Annotated in this window: 13 protein-coding genes; 5 read left to right on the forward strand and 8 right to left on the reverse strand. The window is 59.3% G+C overall.

What is annotated here, in order from left to right:
- Positions 1 to 235: 235 nt before the first annotated feature.
- The 3 genes from ACZ48V_RS00905 to ACZ48V_RS00915 all read right to left on the reverse strand — a co-directional run bounded on the left by ACZ48V_RS00905 (position 236) and on the right by ACZ48V_RS00915 (position 4213).
- Complete coding sequence (locus tag ACZ48V_RS00905; RefSeq protein WP_464540750.1) at positions 236 to 3049, reverse strand: alpha/beta hydrolase family protein; 2814 nt, start codon at positions 3047 to 3049, stop codon at positions 236 to 238.
- 118 nt (positions 3050 to 3167) lie between these two features.
- Positions 3168 to 3533 carry a hypothetical protein gene (locus tag ACZ48V_RS00910; protein WP_464540752.1) on the reverse strand — a complete coding sequence of 122 codons (366 nt, stop codon included), beginning with the start codon at positions 3531 to 3533 and terminating at the stop codon, positions 3168 to 3170.
- 5 nt (positions 3534 to 3538) lie between these two features.
- Positions 3539 to 4213 carry a hypothetical protein gene (locus ACZ48V_RS00915; protein WP_464540754.1) on the reverse strand — a complete coding sequence of 225 codons (675 nt, stop codon included), beginning with the start codon at positions 4211 to 4213 and terminating at the stop codon, positions 3539 to 3541.
- 156 nt (positions 4214 to 4369) lie between these two features.
- Here ACZ48V_RS00915 and ACZ48V_RS00920 point away from each other — a divergent pair, with 156 nt between their 5' ends.
- Positions 4370 to 5272, forward strand: coding sequence for an MBL fold metallo-hydrolase (locus ACZ48V_RS00920; protein WP_464540756.1), 903 nt, complete (start codon positions 4370 to 4372; stop codon positions 5270 to 5272).
- 227 nt (positions 5273 to 5499) lie between these two features.
- Here ACZ48V_RS00920 and ACZ48V_RS00925 read toward each other — a convergent pair whose 3' ends face one another.
- The 3 genes from ACZ48V_RS00925 to ACZ48V_RS00935 form a co-directional block, all read right to left on the reverse strand.
- A complete protein-coding gene (locus ACZ48V_RS00925; RefSeq protein ID WP_464540758.1) occupies positions 5500 to 6432 on the reverse strand; it encodes a hydroxymethylglutaryl-CoA lyase in 933 nt (310 codons plus the stop codon).
- Between the two features lie 283 nt (positions 6433 to 6715).
- A complete protein-coding gene (locus ACZ48V_RS00930; protein WP_464540760.1) occupies positions 6716 to 8905 on the reverse strand; it encodes an insulinase family protein in 2190 nt (729 codons plus the stop codon).
- 71 nt (positions 8906 to 8976) lie between these two features.
- Positions 8977 to 10530 (reverse strand): M16 family metallopeptidase, encoded by a 1554-nt coding sequence (locus ACZ48V_RS00935; RefSeq protein WP_464540762.1) that lies wholly within the window; start codon positions 10528 to 10530, stop codon positions 8977 to 8979.
- Positions 10531 to 11119: 589 nt separating this feature from the next.
- Between ACZ48V_RS00935 and ACZ48V_RS00940 the strand changes: the two genes are divergently transcribed.
- Complete coding sequence (locus ACZ48V_RS00940; RefSeq protein WP_464540763.1) at positions 11120 to 11425, forward strand: DUF493 family protein; 306 nt, start codon at positions 11120 to 11122, stop codon at positions 11423 to 11425.
- A 440-nt stretch (positions 11426 to 11865) separates the two neighbouring features.
- Positions 11866 to 13725: a sensor histidine kinase gene (locus ACZ48V_RS00945; protein ID WP_464540765.1), complete on the forward strand. Its 1860-nt coding sequence runs from the start codon at positions 11866 to 11868 to the stop codon at positions 13723 to 13725.
- 97 nt (positions 13726 to 13822) lie between these two features.
- Here ACZ48V_RS00945 and ACZ48V_RS00950 read toward each other — a convergent pair whose 3' ends face one another.
- Positions 13823 to 14716 (reverse strand): fructosamine kinase family protein, encoded by an 894-nt coding sequence (locus ACZ48V_RS00950; protein ID WP_464540767.1) that lies wholly within the window; start codon positions 14714 to 14716, stop codon positions 13823 to 13825.
- Positions 14713 to 15213, reverse strand: coding sequence for a low molecular weight protein-tyrosine-phosphatase (locus tag ACZ48V_RS00955; protein WP_464540768.1), 501 nt, complete (start codon positions 15211 to 15213; stop codon positions 14713 to 14715). The genes ACZ48V_RS00950 and ACZ48V_RS00955 overlap by 4 nt, the downstream gene beginning before the upstream one ends.
- 133 nt (positions 15214 to 15346) lie before the next feature.
- Between ACZ48V_RS00955 and xseA the strand changes: the two genes are divergently transcribed.
- Entirely contained in the window at positions 15347 to 16840 is a 1494-nt protein-coding gene (gene xseA / locus ACZ48V_RS00960) for an exodeoxyribonuclease VII large subunit (protein ID WP_464540770.1), read from the forward strand.
- 140 nt (positions 16841 to 16980) lie between these two features.
- The gene (locus tag ACZ48V_RS00965; protein WP_464540772.1) at positions 16981 to 18018 is read left to right on the forward strand and encodes a hypothetical protein; all 1038 of its coding nucleotides are present in this window, start codon (positions 16981 to 16983) and stop codon (positions 18016 to 18018) included.
- Positions 18019 to 18041: the final 23 nt, after the last annotated feature.

Raw genomic sequence — 18041 nt, forward strand, 5'->3', positions numbered from 1 at the left:
CCTTCCTCCCTGGGGAGGAAGGGTAGGATGGAGGGGAAACCATTCATCTGAACCCACCCTTTCGGGGGTGACATGCCCCTATGAAGAGTCGTCTGACTTTTGTCGTGTACTGTAGGCTACTGTATATAGCGCAAAAACAGATGTGCAGGCGGACACGCTTCGTATCCCCCTAAACAAAAAACGGGAGCCGCTCACGATGAGTGACTCCCGTTCGGGATCGAAATACAGACGTAGACTACTCTACCTCGTAGCCCAGCGTGCGGCCTTTCTCCGTGGCGGGAATGCCTTCTTCGAGCCAGGCCGGAGCGTCGGCGTCCATCAGGTAGTGGTCGAAGAACTGCTGCATGCGCATCTGCCAGTCCACTTTCAGGTGGTACTGCGTGGGCCAGTGGGGCTCGCCGTTGTAGTTGATGAGCCAGGCCGGCTGCCCGAGGCGACGCAGCGCCATGAACAGCTCTACGCCCTGCTCGAACGGCACCGCGCCGTCTTCGTCGTTGTGCATCATCATAAGCGGGGTGCTGATGCGATCGGCGTAGAAGAGCGGCGAGTTTTCCCAGTAGCGCTTCGGGTACTCCCAGAGCGTGCCGCCAATGCGGCTCTGCGTGCGCTCGTACTGAAACATGCGGCTGCGCCCGCTGCCCCATCGAATGCCGCCGTAGGCACTGGTCATGTTGGCTACGGGAGCGCCACCCTCCGCAGCAGCAAAGATATCGGTGCGCGTCAGCATGTAGGCAATCTGGTATCCCGCCCAGCTATGTCCTTGCAGGCCCATCCGGTCTTTGTCGATGTAGGGCTCTTCGGCAAGCATCATCACGCCCGGCATAATGCTGTTGTAGGCGCTCTCGCCCGGATAGCCCTCTTCGTACACAACGTCGGGCACAAACACGACGTAGCCGCGGCTGGCGTAGAAGGTGGGGTTGATGATGGAGCGGTGCGGCGCGGGCGCCCAGTGGTTGTGTAGGTTATCGCTGCTGCGCTCATAGAAGTAGACCATGAGCGGATACGTTTCGCTCGCATCGAAGTCGTCGGGCGTGTAGAGGATGCCGTCGAGCTCCTCCCCTACAAGCGAAGTCCACGACATCGGCTCGGCGGTGCTCCAGCGGTAGTTGGCCTGCTGCGGATTGGCATCGCTGACCTGCACCGGATCGCTGAAGTCGAGGCCGGTCGTCCACAGGTTCGGAAACTCGCGCACGTCTTCGCGCTGGTAGAGCAGGCGCTCGGCCTCGTCGGCCTGGCTGAGCGACGAGAAGCGCCGGTCATCCATAATGAGTTCAGTGGGCGCGCTGCTATCGACCGTGCCCCGGTAGTAGCCCGAGGCTTTGGTGTCGATGTTAAAGGCGTGGAGCATCAGCGGCTCGTCGGGGTCGAGCGCATCAGCATCCGGGTCGAGCTGGCGGATGCGAAACTGCAGCGCCTGGGAGCGGCCCATGCCACCGGTGAGGTTGGTCGGGGCCGCTGGATTCGTGGGGTCTACCGCCCACGCGTCGAACTCGTCATAGAGGACGAAGGCGTCATCATCTGCAATCCAGCCTGCGGATCCATACGGAAAGGCTGGGAAGGGCCGGTCGTGCTGCTCGTTGTAGAGCGGGGCGTCGATGGCCGCGCCGAGGTCAACAGGCTCGCTTCCTTCGGCAACAGACTGTGCACGCCAGGTCTGCGCGGGACCGTCCCACCACGTAAGGTACTGCGCTTCGGGCGAGAGTGAGGCCGGATACTGCACGCGCTCCGCGGCGAGGCGATCTTCGCCCGTGTCTACATCAATCAGGTAGACATCGTAGTAGGTCGGGAAGTCCCACGACATTTCTTGTTGATACGGACGATTGGTGTTGGAAATGGCAAGATCGGCATTTCCGTTGTCGCCGACTGTTATATCCGGGCGCTCTTCAGTCGCGAGCTGTACGACGCGATTCCCGTCGTTAAGATGCGCCACCGCCTGATAGCTGCGCTGCAGTTCGTCGTCACGATTTTCCAACTGCACGCTCTGTGGACGCTCATCCTGCCAGTGCCATACGTCTACCTCGACGGGTTCGTCTAAGAGCGTGGCGGTGGTGTCGGGACCCGGCTGCGGGGCCGTGCCAAAGAAGAGGCGGTTCCCGTTGTCGGAAAACGAGAGCGATCCATGCTTGCTCACCCACCAGTCGGCAGGGATTCCGTCGGTACCAAGCGAAGCAACCTGCGTGGCTGCGTCGCCAAGCGATGCGTGGTAGAGCGTGTACGCTTCCTCATCAGCGTCGATCGCTTCGGCGTCGAAGTCATCACGATTGGTGAGGAAGGCGACCTGGGTGCCGTCGTCGTCGAGCGCGAGGGGGCTGTACGTACCGGGGCCTTCGAGGAGCGGCGTGGTTTCACCGGTCTCTGTGGCAAGGGCAAACACGCCGTCGCCGGTGCTGTCGGGCGTGGCCGTCGCGTAGACCAGCCAGTCGCCCGCATCGGTGAAGTGATACGCGCTCACGTGCTCGATTTCGGTGGTGGTTCCGTTGTCGAGGTCCTGCAGCACGAGGCGTGTGCCTGCATCGTCGCGCTCGTCGTTATTTTCACCGCTCTCGTCGCTGGTCTCATCACTATTCTCATGGCCGTTTTCATCGCCATTCTCTATGTCGTCGGTATGGCGATAGGCGAGCCAGCGGCCGTTGTCATTGGGGAGCGCGAACGATTCAAGGTGCGGGATGCGCTGCACGTCGCCAGACTCAAGATGCGCGACCGCAAGCGAGTCGGGCGCATCGTCTTCGTCGTGGCTATGCGGCGGTACGAGGCGTGTCACTACGTGACGGCTGTCGGCGGTGAACCGTGCTTCGGTAGTGCTGCGCGGCACATCCAACTGGTGCGTGCCCTCGTGCGTAGCCACGCGCAGGGTATCGTCGCCCTGCTCGGGGCCCAGCACATAGAGCAGCGCCTCGCCATCGGGCGAGAGGGCCTGTGTATGGATCTGATTCCAGATGGCGTAGTCATCGTGGTCAAGGATCTGCTGCGCGTGGACGCCCACGCTGCTTATCCCTAAAACCAATCCGAGTGCAAGGGCTAACGTCCGGCGAAGTATAGCGGTGCGCATCAACAGAGGAGACTTGAGTTGGAGGGTAATGAGCCAGATTATTAGGATACGAAGTGGCTGCCTCGACCTCAACTGCCCTGTTTTGAACACCGTGCTGACGTGATGAAGTGCAGGCGGCTCAGAACATGCCTGATGCGTGCAGGGCCAGGCGTAGGCCGTACGATAGCGTCACCGCGTACGCAAAGCTGAGCAGTGTGCCGATGATGACGTACTCGGCGTGGGCGCGCTCGCGCTGCACACTGTCGAATCGGAAGATGGACTTAGCAGTGACCAAAAAGCCGATGGCTGCAGGAGCGCTGGCCAGCACAAAGACGAGGATAAGCGTTCGTTCTGTGTAGCCGATGAGGCGTCCCGCGCCGGGAAGTCCTTCTTCACTGATTGTGTCATCGTAGCGGTCCAGCATACGCCCAACCCACCACCCGCCGCCGTAGATGACGAGGAGTGCACCAAGGACAAGGATTCCGAGGTCGATTGCGATATCCATGATCTCTATGTAGATATGATGTTCGATAAAAGTGTTTGATAGCGTTCCAGTGCATCCTGCAGGCGCTGCCAGTGCGCGTGTTGCAGATGCTTGCTAAACGCCTGTTGCGAGACGGCTTGTGGGTGCCATTGCGCAGCCAACTCGCGCTGCGAAACTGTGCGATTCATCGCCCGAGCAGTCAGGTTGAGGTGAATGGCCTGTGCTTGTGCGTCGGTCCAGTGTGTAGCCAGATGGTCGGCCATGTCGGTCAGTGCAGAAGCTGCGAGACCCACGGCGTGCGGTGCCGACTCGGGCATAACACATCGCATCCGATAGGGTCTTTCGAGTGTATCAAGCATCTCCCCGGAACGCTTAAAGGCGGGCCCTGTGCTCTGCGTGACCTGGGTGGTGTCCAGCGCATCGATCGTATCGACCGCAATAGCAACGCGCGTATCTCGCTGAGCGTGCCTGCGCACGGCTGTACGGAAGGCAACAGCAATATGCAGCGCATACACAGGCTCGGTGACAACGAGTTGCCAACTGTCGCCTCGGAATACTGAAATAGGGTGAGGGGCAGCTTCGACATATGCCGGCTGCACCCGGTCGTGAGCAGCGTGCAGGTGCTCCGCAATCGGACCGGTTGTTGCGCCCGCCCCCGACTGAATCACATCTCCGGTAAGTACTGCGCACAGACGAGGCATGTGTTTTTACGTAACAACTAATAGTGGTTGTATATACACTTTACAACTTTTTACGGTTGTGTGCAAGTCCAGTGGAGTCGCGCAACCCATCCGACGCGCACGACGTATCGATAATGACTTGTGCGCACATGCTCCCGCTTCCAATCTGCTCTGACTATGATTGACCGTATCCAGTTGATTGACACGCATTTTCAGGGCGTTCCTGAAGCCATCGCTTCGTTCTGCATCCCTCATGAGAGCGGGGCGCTACTCGTAGAGACGGGTCCGGAAACGGTTACCGATGCCGTAACAGACCGCCTCGACACGATCGGACTGGCCCCTGCAGACGTGACTGATGTGCTGGTTACGCACATCCACCTTGACCATGCCGGCGCCGCCGGGTGGTGGGCCGGGCAGGGTGCTACCGTGCATGTGCACACCGCAGGAGCTCCGCATCTGGCTGACCCCAGCACGCTTTGGAAGAGCGCGTCTCGCATCTATGGCAATGACATGGAAGCGCTCTGGGGAGAGATGCGTCCGGTGCCTGAAGCGCAGCTCAACGCACTGGATGACGGCGATACCATTACAGTTGGCGATCTGACTATTGAGGCGCTGGACACGCCCGGCCATGCGTATCATCACCATACCTATCTGCTCGAAGACATCGCGTTCACCGGCGATGTAGCTGGCGTACGGCTACCGGGGGCGCTACACATTGCTCCGCCACTGGCCCCGCCCGAGATCGACCTGGAGGCGTGGCGCTCCAGCATCGAGCGGCTGCGCGATCGCGATCTTTCGTATATCGCCCCGACCCACTTCGGACTGTTCTCCGATGCGCACGATCATCTTGACCGGCTGGCTGCACGCCTCGACTCGGTCGAACGCTTTGCCGAAGAACTGATGGCTTCAGATCCGACCGACGACGAAATTCAAGAGGCGGTTACCGAGTGGATGCGCACAGAAGCAGAGCAAGACGGCGTATCGGGTCCGCTCTGGACGCGCTACGAGACGGCGAATCCGAGTTGGATGGGTGCAGCCGGGCTAAAGCGCTTCTGGAAGAAACATCGTGCCGAGGCCTGAAAACACTCCCTCAAAAGAGCGTAAAGGGGGGGCTGAACGGGGAGATTTAGATGCCTCTTAGATTACGTTGGATCGCACGTGATACCTACAAAACAGTCATCCCGGCCAAGGTGCCTTTAGCGTCCCTGGTCCGGGATCTACTTGTTCGCTGCCAACATCAATCACTTCGAGATTAGCAGCTACCGCGATTTAGAAAGAGAGGTCTTCCTCTGTGCGGCACGTCCTGACTATGCCATGACCTCACGGCCCCATAGGCGATGCATGGTGCCGGCGAACTGCTTGTCGAGCAGGTCTTCAAGATGGTGCGAGACCTCGGCCACGGCGCGCCCGTCTACGCCTGTTTCAATACCCAGCTGGTCGAGCAGGTAGACCGTGTCTTCTGTTGATATGTTACCCGTGGCACCCGGGATGAACGGACAGCCGCCCATGCCTGCCAGTGACGTGTCGAACCAGTGAACACCGCATGAAAGCGCTTCCATCACATTCGCCAAACCAAGGCCGCGCGTGTCATGCAAATGCAGAACCAACGGTGTACTCCCAATGACCTCTTGCACAGTGGTTACACGTTCCTGGATCATGCGCGGGTTGGCCATGCCGGTGGAATCGGCCAGCGAGAGCGAATCGAGCCCCCGACCCGCAAAGTGGCGCGTCATCTCAACCACCTGTTCCAGCGGCGTATCGCCCGGTGACTGGTAGCCGAATACCGTCTGGAAATTCAGCTGCACGCTCGCGCCAGCATGCTGTGCCACCCCGATCATCTGTTCGGCTTGTTCGACCGCTTCCTCGACGGTCATGTTAGCATTGTCGAGACTGTGGCGGTCGTGCGTAGCGATCGACAGGTCAATGTGCGTTAGCCGGGTATCCAGCGCCCGTTCTAAGCCGGCCATGTTCAGCACCAGTCCGCTGTAGACGACGTCGTCTCGCTCGGGCAGAGCAGCGCACACGGCCTCGGCATCACGCATCTGCGGCACCCAATCCGGATGCACGAACGAGGTTACCTGTATACGCGACAGCCCGGCATCGGCGAGAGCTTCGATACAGGCTATTTTTTCCTCAGTCGGGATAAACTCATCCTCAAATTGGAATCCGTCGCGGGGACCTACCTCACAGAGCGTAACCTGCGAGGGCAGCGCAGACGGCGAAAGGGCGTGGCGTGCCATGGCGTTCATTGGGTTGTAACGAACGGATAACAATGACAGAGACGTACACGAAAAAGCGGTGGTTGAGATCCGAGTGCATGTGTTATTGTGTTACGTTTGTCGGCGCATCCGTTACAATATGGCTGTTGAAAACCGCACGGCCGACGGCACTCGCCTCTCGGGCACCACACAGAACGCCGCCTCCCCAGAACGATCTGAGAAGGCGGCGCACAGATTGCCATGCCGTCTGAGCACGCACGCTGGCGTAGTCCTATCAGGCATGCGGCGTGATGTAGAACGATGCTTACTCAACGTCGACCGAGAAGAGATCGTCAGCCACCTCCGGGTTCACGTCCACTTCTTGCACGAGCGAGCGCTGGGCCTCTTCGCCATCACGAAGCGACACGACTGTGAAGGCGATCATCACACCGTCTACCTCCTGGTAATCTTCGTAGATATCGGTGAGCGCAACTGGACCGCTCTGCCCGATGGTGGTGTAATCCATACGTTGGGGAAGCCCGGATTCTGCATCCACGTAAAGCGTAAACGGTTCGCCTGCAGGCGGCGTGATGCGGACCGTACGTAGCTCGCGTCCGTCGACCGTCTCGGAGCCAGTGGCCTGCACCTCAAGGTCGTCATGGTCGAGGCGGGCCAGCAGGTACGGGAGTTCGCGCCAGCGTTCGTGGCCAAACTGTTCGCGGACCTGTGCGGGCGCCTCTTGTGTGCCCTGCATCGGGATGCTGAGCCACATCGTGTCGCCGTCATCGATAACGGTAAGCGTCATTCCGTTGGGCAGTTCTTGCTCCAGGTGCAGCCGCCCGTCTACGGCCAGTGTGCTACGGCGCTCGGTCACGACTTCTTGGCCTTGCTGCTGGGCTCGGGTTTCAACGACCAGCCGCATCATATCGGCAGATGCGAGCGTTTCGCCTCCAAGCGCCTCTTGCACGTCGCCGAGAAGCGCCCGGCCTTCGGCTCGTTCTTCCTCTGTAACCGCAACCTCCTCGGCTGGTGGGCTGGTTGGGATGCTGATGTCGATCTCATTCACGGTGCCACCCGGAGAAAGCTCGGCAAGCGCACGGCTGAAGTCTGCCTCACGCCCCAGCACGAGAATGTGTGCGTCGTCTGGGCGCAGGTATGCTTCAGCGACGCGCTGCACGTCGCCAGGCGTTACGTCGGCCATCGCCTCGACAAGCCCCTGCAGGTAGTCGGCGTCGTATCCGTAGTGATTATAGGTCATGAGGCGCGACAGAATCTGGCGCTTCGAGTCGAAGTTAAACACGAAGGAGTTCAGGTAGCCATCGCGGGCCTGGTCGAGTTCCTCCTGCGAGGGCGGCGCCGTACGCATCCCTCTGATTTGATCGAGCACTGCTTCCGCAGCGTCGACCGTGCGCTCGCTACGGGTAAAGACCCCGGAGTAAAAGCGTCCGGGAGCGTCATATCCGGCCCCATACGACCCGAAGACCGAGTAGGCGAGCCCCTGCTCGCGACGCACGTTCTGGAACAGGCGTCCGGAGAAGCCGCCGCTGAGCACTTCGTTCATGGCCAGCACAGCCGGATAGTCGGGATGGTCGCGCGTGATGTCGCCGCCGTGCCCGATGAAGATGGTGCTCTGGTTCACATCGTCTTTGGGTACGAAGTTTACGCTGGCGCCTTCGTTCACGGAGCGCTCGGGCGGAGTAGGCACAACGGCGTCCTCGCCGGGCGTCCAGTCTGCAAATGCAGCTTCCAGCTGGGCGCGCATGTCATCGGCATCGAAGTCGCCCCACACGCTCAGGATGATGTTTTCGGGATGGATATGCTGCTGATGGAACGCGACGAGATCATCGCGCTCAATCGCATCGACCGTGTAGTACTCGGTTGTACGTGCGTATGGGCTGTCGGCACCATAGAGCACCTTGTCGAACTCGCGCTGTGCAATCTGCTGGGGGTTGTCGTTGCGGCGCGAGATAGCCGAGCGCTGCTGGGTCTTTGCCAGATCAACCTGCTCCTGATCGAAGCGGGGCTGGCGCAGTACATCAGCGAAGAGGGGGAGTACGGTGCCCACGTTCTCACTGAGTGTCGACATAAACGCCGACCCCGATGTAGAGCCGATGCCTGTCTCGACGCTGGCTCCGATGTTTTCGAGCTGGTCGTTCAGCTCATCGGGCGTCAGCGTCTCGGTTCCCCCTGAACGCATCACCTGGCCAGCGATGGAAGCGAGTCCGACCTTGTCGTCGGGGTCGTAGACGCCTCCGGTGTTGATGCGGGCCGTGGCCCGTACGAGAGGAAGCTCCGCATCCTCAAGCAAGAAGATGGTCATGCCATTGTCGAGCGTAACCCGCTCTGGGTTGGGCACGTCAAAGTCGCGCAGGTCGGGATAGGTGAGCGCCGTAGCGTCGTACTCCGAAGTTGGTACGTCTCCGGGTTCGTACTGCGACAGTGAAGGGGTAGCCAGCGCTCCTGCCCAGATGAGCAGTAGTGCAAGCAATGCCGTAATAGAGGTCCGTCGAATCATAAAGGGATGCGCAAAATGGATAGATGGAGAGATCACAGAATTCGGGCCGGCCAACATGCGGCGCGATGTACCTATTCAGTGCCTTCGTCTGCGGAAGACGCTTCCTCGGCGGGCTTGAGCATGGCTACCGTGCGGTTACTGCGCGTAAAGGTACGCTCTGCCACACGCTGCACATCGGCGGCGGTGACGGATTCAACCGCTTCAATATCCTGGAAGACCGCACGCCAGTCGCCGGTGAGGGCCTGCATCTGTGCAAACTGGCGCGCCAGCCCCATATTGGATTCGAGCTGTCGTACCAGGTCGGCGCGGGCACGCGTCTTGGCACGCTGTAGCTCGTCGTCGGAGATGCCTTCGCTGATTAGCTGCTCCAGTTCGTCGTAGATGGCCTGCTCCAGGTCTTCGGGATTGGTATCCTGGCTGGGCACGCCTACCAGCGCAAAGAGGCTGGGGTACTTGCTGCCCGGAAAGCTGGGAATGGCCTGCACCTGCAGGGCCTCGCCTGTATCCACAAGCGACTGGTAGAGGCGGCTGGTGCGTCCACGTGTGAGGACGTCTTGCAGTACCCGGTAGACGGCCGCGTCGTCGCTAAACATGCTGCCTCGGTGGTATCCGATCAGCATGATGGGCTGCGACTGTTCGATGAGCGTAACGCGACGTTCGCCCAGCTGCTCGGGCTCAACGGTCGTTACGGGCATGGGCGAATCTCCTTCCGGAAGGCGGCTGAAGTACTGCTCTGCAAGGGTACGTACCTCGTCTACGTCGACATCGCCGGCAATCGCAATCGTCAGGTTATTGGCCTGATAGTATTTCTCAAAAAAGGCCTCGGCCTCTGTAATGGTAAGATCCTGCAGATCCGACATGTGCCCGATAACGGGATTGCCGTAGGGATGCGCCTTGAACGCCGTTGCAACGAACTCCTCAAGCAGACGCCCGGTCGGGTTAGACTCGGTACGCTGGCGGCGCTCTTCCATTACAACGTCGCGTTCGGTATAGAATTCCCGCAATACGGGATACAGGAAACGCTCTGACTCGGTCGCGAAGAAGAGCTCGATCTTGTTGGCAGGCAGGCTGTAGAGGTAGCCGGTTGCGTCGGCGCTGGTAAATGCATTCAAGCCAGTTGCTCCCTCGCGTTCGAGCAAGCCGTCGTAGGCACCCGGATCCATATGTTCATGGGCCTGCTCTTGGGCCTCGTCAAACGCGTTTTGGAGAGACGCGAGGCGCTCCTCGTCCGGATTTGGACGAGCCCGTTCTTGCCGGATCTGCTGGTAGATCGCTTCCTTCTCGTTCATGGCAGCGATCTCTTCGTCGATATTGGTTGTGCCCAGTTGCGTCGTTCCTTTGAACGCCATGTGCTCAAACATGTGTGCGATGCCTGTCTGGCCGGCGGGCTCATCAACCGATCCTACATCGGCATAGGTGTGGAAGGATACAACCGGCGCCTCAGGACGCTCAACGACAACGAAGGTCAGCCCGTTATCGAGCGTGAAGGTCGTGACCCGGTCCTCGAATTGCTGGAGCAAATCTTGCGAGGAGGCGGTATGGGATGCTAATCCCACCCAGAGAAGAGCAGCCAGTATAATGGTAGATAGGCCGCGAAGGACACGCAGCGAAGTGAGGAAAGCCATAGAAAGCAGTGGTGTTCGTTGGAAGAACGGGATGCGAACATCTTGATTTTGTGCATCATGCGCGTGCGTATCGCGCAACATGTCAACTTAGATACGGCTGGCTTAAAACGATTGTTACAGCACTCCGTAACCGAGTATATGATGACGGCACTGTGCCGCCTAAAGTTGTCCTACGTTCCCAGGGCCCTGGTTAAGTAAGTCGACGAAAATACCTTGTCATCGCGAGGAGGAGCCTGCGACCGACGTAGCAATCTCATGTGCCGATTGGACGTGGCTTATCCTGCTTATAGGGTGCAAGACTGCCCCCTAAAGGCACTTCCTCGCTACGCTCATAGCAGCGCGTCGCTGACGCTCCTCGCAGTGACAAACTCGAAGGGTCTTTTGTGGGCCTAATTAATTCATTCCCCTGGTTGAGGTAGTTAGCGCGTGTTGCGCCTTCACTTGGTTGCACATTCTGGTTGGATCGCCCCGACGAGCCCCGGCATCCCGGCTGTCTGACCTGTCTGCAGTCTGTCTGCCGCGCGTCGCAGCTTTGTACACTGCTTACCCACCACACACGTATACTAATACTAAATACATACACGTATATATGAGTCTACTGCCTAACAACGGACTGCGCCCTGACATCCCTGAAGGCGAGGGAGAATGGGACCGGTTTAAGAATTTGCTTGACGACCAAAACGAGTGGCCCGCCCACTACACGTTCAAATTCATTGTACCGGCTTCCAACGTTGACGACGTAAAGGCTGTATTTGGGGGCCATCCTGTACGGGTTCGGTCTTCAAGCAAGGGCACCTACAAGAGCGTAACGGCGCAGGTACAGGTGGCCTCAAGTGCAGAGGTGGTTTCAGTCTACAAAGAAGCGTCGTCTATTGAGGGCGTCATCGCGCTCTAAGAACCTGTTTTGATTTCTTAATTTGGGCTCCGAGCGGCGGCGCTGGACTGGGGCCGAAGGTCATGCCCCTGGTGCAAATTGCCCCCAATGTCGGCCCGTAGCCCCGGCTACGAACCGCCATCGGGGTCCAATTTTCGCCTCAGCGGCGCTCGCTCTCGCCTGCAAACCAAAACCCAAACAGGCTCTAAGCCCGGCGCGCACTTGCTGTACCACTACAAAACCATGTACGTACCGTAGCTACCCAGATGGCATGTTGCAGGCACACTACAAGGGTTACTCTCTCTGCAGGTTGCGCTGTGCTGGCGGGTACCGAAGATGGTTTGGTTTTTGCTCCTGCGTTTACAGCCCACCGATGGCCGGTACATGTCATACGGAATATAGGTTAACATTGTACCTAACGCGAGTTACCACCACACGCCTCATGCCGCCAACCGTTACGAATGCCCCTTTCCTCAACGCGTACTGCATGGTATTTACTTGCCTATGCAAGCCTTTTTGCTCTGTTTGAGGGATGGAGCTACACCATAGCCCCCTCATACTCTGAGTACATATGGCGTCCTTCTGCGGGCCTGCACCTGGCGCTAGCCCTCCTGGTACCAACCGGGCCAGCTCTTGGGGCTATTGCACTTGCCGTAGCCGCACGCCTTGCGTTTGTGTTTACGGTGCTCCCGGTGTGGGCGATGATTGTCGTAAGCGTTACCTACGCGGGAATTTACGTGGCCGCTGCTCGAGTCATGCAGCGTTACTTTTTCCCTCCGCTGGCTTCGCTGCAGACGGCCCGTACGTTTCTCTTTGGAGCCCTGGCTACGCCATGGATCGTCGCTACAATTACAGCATCTGTGATAGAGGTCGCGTCGGCGTCGCCTCTCATGTGGGGGGCCTGGCTGCAAAGCGTGACCCAGTCTGCACTCACAGAAAGCGCCGGTATGCTTACCGTAACCCCCGCACTCGCGCTTTTGGGGTGGACGTTTCATCCTGTGTATGCCGAGAACGGGTCAGCGTGGATCGAGTGGATTCCAGCCTCGCGTACTGATCAATCCACGTTTCTGCTTGAGTGGCTACTCGTGCCGCTTGCCATCTACCTCGCGTTCTTCTTTCCAGCTCTGTCTCCCCCTCAGTACTACGTATGCTTTATTCCCGTGCTCTGGATGGCGCTGCGGCATGGGCTTCCGGCTGCTTCCGTTGCCGCCTTGGCATCAGCGCTGGGCATATCACTGGCCATGCCTCTCTACATCAACTCTGCAGCGGGCCTTGTAGAGCTACACCTGTTTCTGATTGTGTTAGCCTCAGCCGGACTGTTAGTTGGCATGCTCATTTCTGAGCGCAATCGTGCGCAGTTGGTGCTTGCCTCCGCCGGCAAACGGCTACGCGGCTATCTCCCCCCGGATGCAGTTCCTCCTGCCCCATCTGCCCACCGCCCATCGGCCTCATCAGCACATGTGCTTGAGCAGAGCACGGCCTTGCTTACAACAACGGCAGACCAGATCGCTGCGCTCAATAGTAAGCTCAAGGCATCTGAGCAGCGGCTGCGCGACGCGTTGGCAGCCTCCAACCGGATGATGTCTATTCTCTCGCACGATCTCAAGAATCCACTTGTTGGCATTCGCGGCCTGGCCGAGGTGCTCGGCGAACGCATTACAGGAGCCGAACGAAGCCGCGAATCGCGCATGCTGCGGCTTATTCAGCAGTCGTCGCAGCAAGCCCTCGATATGGTTGAGAACCTGCTCCTGTGGAGCCGCCTCGATACGAACAAGATGGCCATTGAGCCCAGCCGTTCGTCTATCCATCTGCTGGTCGACGAGTGCTTTGCCCTGCTGGGCGGCACCGCACAGCACAAAGATATTGAACTCATTAACCAGGTCTCCCCGGCTACTCATGCGTACATCGATCCGCGCATGATCACCATCGTGCTTCGCAACCTGGTGTCAAATGCAGTTAAGTTTACCGATGCTGGCGGACGCACGGTCGTGTCGTCTGAGCCCCTCAACAAGGAGTGGATTGTTGTGATGGTAACCGACACCGGCATCGGGCTCAGCGCCAGTGCAAAAGAGAACCTCCTTTCGGGTTCGGATATGCATGCCACGTCGGGAACAGCCGGTGAAATGGGGACAGGACTTGGGTTGCAGCTATGCAAGGAGATGATCCAGCGCCACGAAGGCAGGTTGTGGGTAGAGAGCACGCTGCAAGAAGGCAGTACGTTCTACTTCACATTGCCCCGTGAACCCGACGTTCAGTCCGCTCCCTCTCTCACGAAGTTCCGGGCGAAGCTTCCTCTGTCTTCGGAGCCTCTTGCATTATAGCAGCGAATTGAAGCACCGAAGACGGGCGTCCGGGCCACCTGGACCGGCTTTTTAAGTGGGTTGATTCAGCCCCTCCGTTAAGCCTCAGCGTCTACAGCTACGAAACGATCTCCCGCATCGTATGCTCCACCTGCTGCGCATACGCTCCTCCAAAGTGGTTAAGATGGTTGATGAGATGATAGAGGTTGTAAATCGAAGCACGGCGGCTGTATCCGGCATGAAGCGGGTCAACAGACCGATACGCAGCGTAGAACGCCTCATCGAACCCGCCGAAGAGATCTGCCATCGCCAGGTCGACCTCGCGGTGCCCGTAGTACGTAGCCGGATCAACGAGCGAAGGCCCACCCGCCTGGGTTGCCATTACGTTGCCACGCCACAGATCACCGTGCACGAGAGCCGGCCGGGGCGACTGCGGAAGCCAGCGGTCGAGTCCCTCCAGAACCGTGACGAACGGGGCCTCCCAGTGGCTCTTCCAGCGGCCCTGGGTTCGTGCGCGTTTAGCTTGTGGACGCAGGCGGTGATCACGAAAGAACGTAGGCCAATCGCCCGTTCGTGGATTTTGCTGCGGTAACTTCCCGATATGGTTATCGACCTCGAACCCGTACGTGTCGGCGGTATGCCGATGCAGGTACGCCAGCGCCTCGCCAAGGTCCGCGTCGAAGGTTGGGTCGGGAGCACCAGGCTCGATCCACTCCATCAGCAGATATCCGGGGCGCGTGTCTATTTCTTCCTGTGTACTATACACCTTGGGGATACGGAGCGGCGTATCGGGCTTGGCAAGCGCCTCTAACCCGGCCGCCTCTCCTGCAAAGGCTTCGGCAACTGCCCCGCGTCCCCATTTCAGGAAGAACACCCCGCGTTCGGTTTGCAACCGGGTTGCTTGTGCTATGCACCCTCCCGACACGGGAGTAGCAGCCGTAATGGCTCCCCCGATCGCATCCGATAGAGCCTGCACAAGCGCGGGCTCACTGGCAAGCATGTGCGTACTCATGCGGTCTGCGGCGATAAATCATATTCATCGATAAGGCGATCTAACAGCTGCTCCGTGCTACGATCAACGATGTTGTACACCCGCTCGAAGCCCTCTCTCCCATCATGGTACGGGTCTGGCACCTGGTAATTTCCCGGCTCAGGGTCAAGCTCCCGGAATAGACGCACCTTGCCGCTGTGTGTGTCGTCGTCAAGATACAAGACGTCGTTCAGGTTGCTCTTGTCCATCACAAAGATATGGTCGTACGCTTCGAGATCGCTTGCTTTGAACTGCGAAGCGCGGTGGTCTTCTATGGAGAGGCCATGCCGCTTGGCTGTCTGTCGCATTCGCTGATCGGCCTTGCTCCCCACATGCCAGTCGCCCGTGCCCGACGACTCAATCTCGAACGCGTCTTCAAGCCCCTTCTCGCGGACTTTCTCACGGAAAACGCCTTCTGCCAGCGGACTCCGGCAGATGTTGCCAAGGCATACGAAGTGGATCCGGATGGTATCGCTCATAAGCTGGTCGTTGCATCGTCTACAAGAGGTTGCTACGAAGCGCGTACGCGGTGCGGAAACACCGTAGCGCGTGCAAGGCTTTACGGATACCCGCAAGGCAATGTGCCCGTCCTTCTGGTTCTTCTTCCCTCCCATGTCTGAGCCCGACCTTTTCAGCGTACTCTCGTCTGAGGATGAGGGTAGCGAGCGCCCATCGAATCAAGACACATCAAGCCAAGACACATCAAGCCAAGACAAGGAAGCTTCTTCGGCGAACGCGTCGTCGGAAGGGACGGATCGCGAAGGCTCGGCAGGCAGCACCACCGCGCCAGCGACGTCTGCGCGCAATTCTTCCTCGAACGCATTACCGCAGCGTGATACCGTTCACACCGTCACCGAGCTCACCCACGCTCTTAAAGATACGGTTGAGTCAACGTTTGGTGACGTGACGGTGGAGGGGGAGTTGTCGAATTTTAAGCGGGCCGCCTCTGGGCATTGCTACTTCACAATCAAAGACGACGACGCCCAGCTGCGCTGCGTGATGTGGCGCTACCACACCCGGCATATTTACTTTACTCCAAAGGATGGCCAGCAGGTACGATGTACGGGGGAGGCGACGATCTATCCAGCTCGTGGACAGCTGCAGCTCATGGCCACGTCGATGCGTCAGGCCGGGCACGGGGCGCAGCAAGCAGCCTATGAGCGGCTCAAACGCACGCTGAAAGCTGAAGGACTGTTTGACGCAAACCGCAAGCGTCCGTTACCGGCTTTTCCTTCGCGGGTAGGCGTTATTACTTCGGGCGAAGGCGCTGCTATTGAGGACATCCGGACCGTGCTTGCCCGGCGCTACCCCCTGGCCGATGTCGTATTGCGTCCGGTACCCGTGCAAGGGATCGACGCCCCCCAGGCTATTGCGGATGCGATCGGCGCGTTTAGCGCGCTGCCTGCCGACCACCCGCAGCGCCCCGATGTACTCATCATGGGGCGTGGCGGCGGGTCTACCGAGGACCTCTGGGCGTTTAACGATGAACAGGTAGCGCGTCAGCTCGCTGCCTGTACGATTCCCACCATTAGCGCTGTAGGCCACGAAACAGATACGTCTATTACGGACTTCGTTGCTGACCGCCAGGCCGCTACGCCGTCGATGGCTGCCGAGATTGCGGTACCTGACCAGCAGGCGCTGCGCAGTCGAATCCGCACGCTGCACGACCGGCTGCGCAGTCCACTTGCAGAGCGCCTCAGGCGCCACCGGCGTGCGGTCGAACGGCTGCGTAATGCCCGTGCCCTGCATACGCCCCGCTACCAACTCGACCAGCACCGCCAGCACCTTGACCATGTGATTGAACGCCTTACGCGCAGCATGACAGCGCGCGTCGACCGGCTACGTACACGGGCAGAAACGGCCCAGCAGCGTCTGCAAAGCGCGAACCCACGCCGCCCCATGCAGCAGGGCTTTGCCCTTGTCACACAAAACGGCGCGCCGGTAACGTCAGCGTCTGACCTGAACGACGACCAGCCTGTTGTGCTTCGGTTTCAGGATGGCACCCGCCAGGCGCGGCTCGTATCCGACACACCGCTCCCGGAAGCGCCATCACAGGAGCCGCCGCACCGTAGCGCCCCAGACGCCGACACGTCTACACCGGACTAATATCTCTGTTAACGATACCTGCGTTCGACCTCCCGCTTCCTTCATGCAGGCACGAACGGAAGCGCGCGACACGCATAAATGCAGATGTCTTATAGTTTGCTTCCTATTTTTTCCGTCTGTTTTCCGTCTGTTCTGTTGCCATGCCTGCTCCGCCCCGCGTTGTGCCCGTATCGCTGCATCCTCAACAGCGTGTGCAGGCTATGGATGTGAATGCTTCGCTCCAGCAAGCCGGAGCCGACCTGCTGCAGACGCATGCGAAGGTGCTCTACTTTGCACATCATACCACGGCTGGATTCGTGGGGCCGCTTCCTGAACATCCGTTTCCAGACCAACGCGCTGTTCGAGATCACGTAGAACCGTTTCGGACGCTGTTTCCTTTTGGAGCCGACTACAAACACGATGAGATGGATCGGCGCCGTGAGTTGAGTCCCAAGCAGCGCGAATGCGAGCCGCGCAATGCCGATGCCCATCTCGTCTATATCGGAGCGGGGCTCACGCCGTGCATGTCGTCCCCCTCTGCCCCCGACCGTCCGGTGTACCTGCTCGATCTCGACGGGGTGAACCAGGATACCGGCCGCCAGCGCCTGCGGCGCGTTACGGCGCTGGGGTTTACCACCGAGCAGCAGGTATCCAGCTTCAGCATATCTGTACCTTCGCAGGATGCTACGTCTGTGAGCCTTCGCGACGCACGCCTCGGTCTTTTCGACACGCTCTACACGCACCTGGCCAGACACGGGGTACAGTACGGGCGCATTCGGCTGCAGGTCAGTTCTACGACGGGTGCCGCGCTCACTGTAAACGAGTACGAACCACTTCTCATGAATCAGGATCTGGCCCGCGTGCTGCATTCGCCGCGCTGCTTTCAGCGCGAGAGTACAACCGTGTACCGTAATTCCCATGAACACCAGGGCGTTTCAGGAGGCAACAGGCACACGGGCTCTCCCGTTGAGGAGCCTTTTGCCTCTGCCCGCCCCCCCAGTCCTGCAACCGCTTCGGGGGTCGATTCCGATCATACCCTTCTGGACCTGCGCGACTATGTTGATCTCATGATCGTTCCAGACGCACAGAACCAGCAGGGTCACATCGTTCAGGGACGTTACCAGAGCCCGATCTTGCTCCGAAGTGCGTCGGCCCCGACTACGGTACGAGTGCAGGCGGGCATCTACCGGTGCGTTTGAGCCGAAGAGCAACGGACACCACG

This window comes from Longimonas haloalkaliphila (assembly GCF_055379825.1).